The sequence below is a fragment of the Thiocapsa sp. UBA6158 genome (assembly GCF_002423035.1).
GTDB lineage: Bacteria > Pseudomonadota > Gammaproteobacteria > Chromatiales > Chromatiaceae > Thiocapsa.
This window is the reverse complement of record NZ_DIUM01000019.1, coordinates 1-4,438: the sequence shown is the minus strand read 5'-3', so window position 1 is coordinate 4,438 and position 4,438 is coordinate 1. Positions and strand designations below refer to the sequence as shown.

The 4,438-nt window shown below is 62.1% G+C and carries 5 protein-coding genes; 4 read left to right on the top strand and 1 reads right to left on the bottom strand.

Translation table 11 applies throughout. The features are described from left to right. Window positions 1–131: 131 nt before the first annotated feature. The 4 genes from rplU to proB all read left to right on the top strand — a co-directional run bounded on the left by rplU (window position 132) and on the right by proB (window position 3,081). Window positions 132–446 (top strand): 50S ribosomal protein L21, encoded by a 315-nt coding sequence (gene rplU, locus B4N44_RS02810; RefSeq protein ID WP_296696730.1) that lies wholly within the window; start codon window positions 132–134, stop codon window positions 444–446. A gap of 13 nt (window positions 447–459) precedes the next feature. Further along, window positions 460–738: a 50S ribosomal protein L27 gene (rpmA, locus tag B4N44_RS02805; protein ID WP_296696729.1), complete on the top strand. Its 279-nt coding sequence runs from the start codon at window positions 460–462 to the stop codon at window positions 736–738. A 90-nt stretch (window positions 739–828) separates the two neighbouring features. Continuing rightward, window positions 829–1,938 carry an Obg family GTPase CgtA gene (gene cgtA / locus B4N44_RS02800; protein ID WP_296696727.1) on the top strand — a complete coding sequence of 370 codons (1,110 nt, stop codon included), beginning with the start codon at window positions 829–831 and terminating at the stop codon, window positions 1,936–1,938. Between the two features lie 18 nt (window positions 1,939–1,956). Beyond that, complete coding sequence (gene proB, locus B4N44_RS02795; RefSeq protein WP_296696725.1) at window positions 1,957–3,081, top strand: glutamate 5-kinase; 1,125 nt, start codon at window positions 1,957–1,959, stop codon at window positions 3,079–3,081. Window positions 3,082–3,206: 125 nt separating this feature from the next. Here proB and B4N44_RS02790 read toward each other — a convergent pair whose 3' ends face one another. Continuing rightward, window positions 3,207–4,340 carry a DegT/DnrJ/EryC1/StrS family aminotransferase gene (locus B4N44_RS02790; RefSeq protein WP_296696723.1) on the bottom strand — a complete coding sequence of 378 codons (1,134 nt, stop codon included), beginning with the start codon at window positions 4,338–4,340 and terminating at the stop codon, window positions 3,207–3,209. Between the last annotated feature and the right edge of the window lie 98 nt (window positions 4,341–4,438).

Below are 4,438 nucleotides of genomic sequence, written 5' to 3'. Positions count from 1 at the left end.
GCGCATCAGTTTCGGTCGCACCCGCCTGCGCCAACCTTCTTGACCGCGGGGCATCCGTTGAGTAGTATTCCGCTTCTTTTGTTTCGGCGCCCGTCGCCGATCTCGCCGAATGGTTTTGGGGATCTTCAGACATGTACGCGGTCATTCAAACCGGTGGCAAACAATACCGGGTTTCCGAAGGCGACACCGTCAAGGTAGAAAAGATGGCGGCGGAGCAGGGCGCTGTCGTCGACTTCAATCAGGTTCTTCTGGTGGCCGACGGGGACGATGTCAAGGTCGGCAAGCCTTACGTCGAAGGCGGTAAGGTCAGCGCAACGGTCGAAAGCCACGGGCGTGCGAAGAAGGTCATGATCGTGAAGTTCCGGCGGCGCAAGCATCACTTGAAACGCCAGGGCCATCGTCAATCGTTCACCGCCCTAAAGATTACGGCGATCAGCGCCGGCTGAAGAGGAGACTCCCATGGCACATAAGAAAGCTGGCGGCAGCTCGCGCAACGGGCGTGATTCGGAATCCAAGCGGCTCGGCGTCAAGGTCTTCGGTGGGCAGGTCGTCAAGGCCGGGGCCATCATCGTGCGCCAACGCGGTACTCGATTCCATCGCGGGGTCAACGTCGGTTGCGGACGCGACCACACGCTCTTTGCGCTGCGCGACGGGATCGTGACCTTTGTCGAGCAGGGGCCGAAGAATCGTAAATTCGTGACCGTGGTCGAAAAGCCTGCAGCTGTCGGCTCGGCCTGAACGGTTCGGGCGCTACCCATCGCAACGGGCACGCGAGCCTCGCCGTTTCGGCGGGGCTCTTTTCGTTTCAGCGATGAGGTTGTTTGAGGTATGAAATTCGTCGACGAGGCTTTCATTCGGGTCGAGGCGGGAGACGGCGGCAGCGGCTGCGTCAGCTTTCGTCGCGAGAAATACATTCCGAAGGGCGGACCCAACGGCGGCGACGGGGGCAACGGCGGCAGCGTCCACCTGATCGCCGATGTCAATCTGAATACCTTGGTGGATCTGCGTTACCAACGCGTGCATCGCGCGGAGCGGGGGCAGAACGGCAGGAGTCGGGACATGACCGGTCGTGCCGGCGCGGATCTCGTGATTCGGGTCCCGGTCGGGACGCGCGTCTTCGAGCGCGAGACCGGCGAGTTGATCGGCGAGCTCCTGGAGTCCGGCCAACAGATGTTGGTTGCGCAAGGCGGCTTTCACGGCATCGGGAACGCGCGCTTCAAATCCAGCACCAACCGAACCCCGAGGCAGTTCACCCCGGGGACACCGGGAGAGCGCCGAGACCTCCAGCTCGAGCTGATCCTGCTCGCGGACGTCGGCTTGCTCGGCTTTCCCAATGCCGGCAAATCTTCTCTGATTCGCCAGGTCTCCAGTGCGCGTCCGAAGGTTGCCGACTATCCCTTCACGACACTTTATCCCAACCTCGGCGTGGTGCGGCTCGGTCGCGACCGCAGCTTCGTGATTGCCGACATCCCCGGCGTGATCGAGGGTGCGGCGGACGGTGCGGGGCTCGGGAGCCACTTTCTCAAACATCTCTCCCGCACACGTTTTCTGTTGCATCTGGTCGATGTCGCCCCGCTGGACGAGGCGGTGGATCCCGTCGAGCAGGTTCGCAAGATCGAGGCGGAGCTCTCCGCGTTCGGCGAAGGACTCACGCTCAAGGAGCGTTGGTTGGTGCTCAACAAGGTCGATCGCCTGCTCCCCGATGAGTACGAGCTGCGGCGCGACGAGATCATTGCCCGCCTTGAGTGGACGTCACCCGTCTATGGGATCTCCGCGATGACGGGGGAGGGCACGACGGCGCTGATGGGCGATTTGATGACTCGACTCGAAGCATTGGCTGCCGACAGGGCCGCTGCCGAGCAGGCAGGAGCCGATCGGGATACGGGCGCCGATGGCGATTCTGCAGGACCCGAGACCGAATGGCATCCACTCGACTGACCTGACTGGATCTCTTCTATGATTTCGCGCGCCATGATCCCCTTCACGCGTCGATGGGTCGTGAAGATCGGAAGTGCATTGTTGACCCGCGACGGTGCAGGACTTGAGCGCAGTATGCTCGTTCCGTGGGTGGAGCAGATCACCGCGCGTCGCATGGCGGGCAATGAGGTGGTTCTGGTGTCCTCTGGCGCGGTCGCTGAGGGAATGGCGCGGATGGGCTGGCGGGTGCGTCCGAAAGCGCTCCATGGATTGCAGGCGGCCGCCGCGATCGGACAGATGGGGCTCGTGCGCGCGTATGAAGACTGTTTCCAGGCGCGCGGACTACACACCGCGCAAGTGCTCCTCACCCGTGACGATCTTGCCGATCGCGCTCGCTATCTCAACGCCCGCAGCACCCTTCGCACCCTGCTCAAGCTCGGCGTGATCCCGGTCATCAACGAGAACGATACGGTTGCAACCGACGAATTGCGCTTCGGCGACAATGATACCTTGGCTGCACTGGTCGCCAACCTGATCCAGGCCGACCTTCTGATTCTTCTGACCGATCAAGACGGTCTGTTCGATCGGGATCCGCGCGCTCACGCCGATGCCTGCTTGATTCCCGAGACCCGGGTCGACGACCCTCAACTGGACCGCGTTGCCGGCGGCAGCGTCACGGGTCTGGGGACGGGTGGAATGGTGACCAAGGTCCGTGCAGCTCGCCTTGCAGCGCGCTCGGGTACGCCGACGGTGATTGCTCCCGGGCGCGGAGAAGACGTCCTGAGGCGGATCGGAGAAGGGGAGGGCGTCGGGACCTTGCTGGTGCCCTTCCAGGGCCCTCAGGCGGCGCGCAAGCAGTGGTTGGCCGGTCATCTGCAGGTTCGGGGCCGTCTTACGCTCGATGCCGGGGCCGTGCGTGCCTTGCGCGAGAAGGGGACGAGTTTGCTCGCGGTCGGCGTCAAAGAGGTGCAGGGCGCCTTCAATCGTGGCGAGGTCGTTGCCTGTGTCGACGAATCCGGCCGTGAAGTGGCGCGGGGCTTGGTCAACTACGATGTGCAGGAAGTCGCGAGGATCAAAGGTCACCCGTCGAGCGGATTCGAGGCTATCCTCGGCTATCTCGACGAGGAGGAGTTGATTCATCGCGACAATCTGGTTTTGCTCTAAACCGCTCCGAGTGATCCGGGTTGCGCCGGAGCAGAGTCGATCCATCATCCCGTCGACGGGCGTCGGAGTGGATGCGGTTTAGGTTTGCGATTGCTTTCCTTCAATCCTCCTTTCGTCGACTGACCTTAATCAGTGCCGAGGCCGGTGGCCTTCGTGACCGCGTCCACGATCCGGACCTGTTCATCATCCGACAGATAGGGGTGCATCGGGAGACTGATGACTCGCTGTGCCACACGCGCGCTGATCGGTGTCCCGAATCGCTCCAGGCTCGGTTGAAATACGGGCTGTTCGTTGAGCGGCACAGGGTAGTGCACCGCCGTCGGGATGCCTTCGGCCGCCAATGTTTCGGCGACTCGATCGCGCTGGTCGACCTGGATGGTGTACTGGGCAAAGACCGACTCGTTGCCGGGTGCGATGAAGGGAGTCAGCACTGCGCCGTCGGCAACCTCGCTCGAGGTTGCTCCTCTGGACAGAAACAAGTCGGAATAGCGCGCCCCGATCCGAATTCGCGCGTCGATCTCGTTGGCGAACAGCGGCAGCTTCGCAAGAAGAATCGCAGCCTGAAGCGTGTCGATACGGCCATTTAGGCCGAGGCGCGGATGGTGATATCGGCGATCTTGGCCGTGGTTCCGGATCTCCTTCAACCTTTTCGCTACATCATCGTCGTTCGTGAAACAGGCTCCGGCATCGCCGTACGCGCCCAGCGGCTTGGAAGGGAAGAAGGACGTACAGCCGATCGAGGACAGGGCGCAGGACCGCGTTCCCTTGTAGCTGGCTCCGAAGCTCTGGGCGGCGTCTTCGATCACGGGAAGGCGATGTCGTGTGGCGATCTCGTTGATGGCGTCCATATCCGCGCATTGGCCGTAGAGGGAAACCGGCATGATGGCTCGGGTACGCCCGGTGATCGCCTCTTCGATGCGGGCTGGGTCGATGTTGTAGGTTACAGGGTCGATGTCGACGAAGACCGGCCGCACGCCGAGCAGCGCGATCATCTCGCCGGTAGCGATGAAGGTGAACGGGGTCGTGATGACCTCGTCGCCTCGACCGATCTCCAGCGCCATCATGGCCGCGAGCAAGGCGTCTGTTCCGCTCGAGAGACCAATGCAGTGCCGCGTGCCGACGAAGGCAGCGAGCGCCATCTCCAGCGCTTCGACCTCGGGTCCCATGATGTATTGCCCGTGTTCGAGGACCGCATGAATCCGGGTCTTCACGTCGTCTTCGATCAGTCGATACTGCGATTTCAAGTCGATGAATTGCATTCGTTTCGCCTTTGATCGTTGGTTCGGATCACAGATTCAAGACGCATCAGGATACCGGGTTTCTGTCGAGCCGTCTTTTCCGCGCCCATAAAAAAACC

What these genes read in the sequence shown, in the direction of transcription:
- proB (WP_296696725.1), top strand. Translation starts at nt 1,957, where the DNA reads ATGATTTCGCGCGCCATGATCCCCTTCACGCGTCGATGGGTCGTGAAG.
- cgtA (WP_296696727.1), top strand. Translation starts at nt 829, where the DNA reads ATGAAATTCGTCGACGAGGCTTTCATTCGGGTCGAGGCGGGAGACGGC.
- rplU (WP_296696730.1), top strand. Translation starts at nt 132, where the DNA reads ATGTACGCGGTCATTCAAACCGGTGGCAAACAATACCGGGTTTCCGAA.
- B4N44_RS02790 (WP_296696723.1), bottom strand. Translation starts at nt 4,340, where the DNA reads ATGCAATTCATCGACTTGAAATCGCAGTATCGACTGATCGAAGACGAC.
- rpmA (WP_296696729.1), top strand. Translation starts at nt 460, where the DNA reads ATGGCACATAAGAAAGCTGGCGGCAGCTCGCGCAACGGGCGTGATTCG.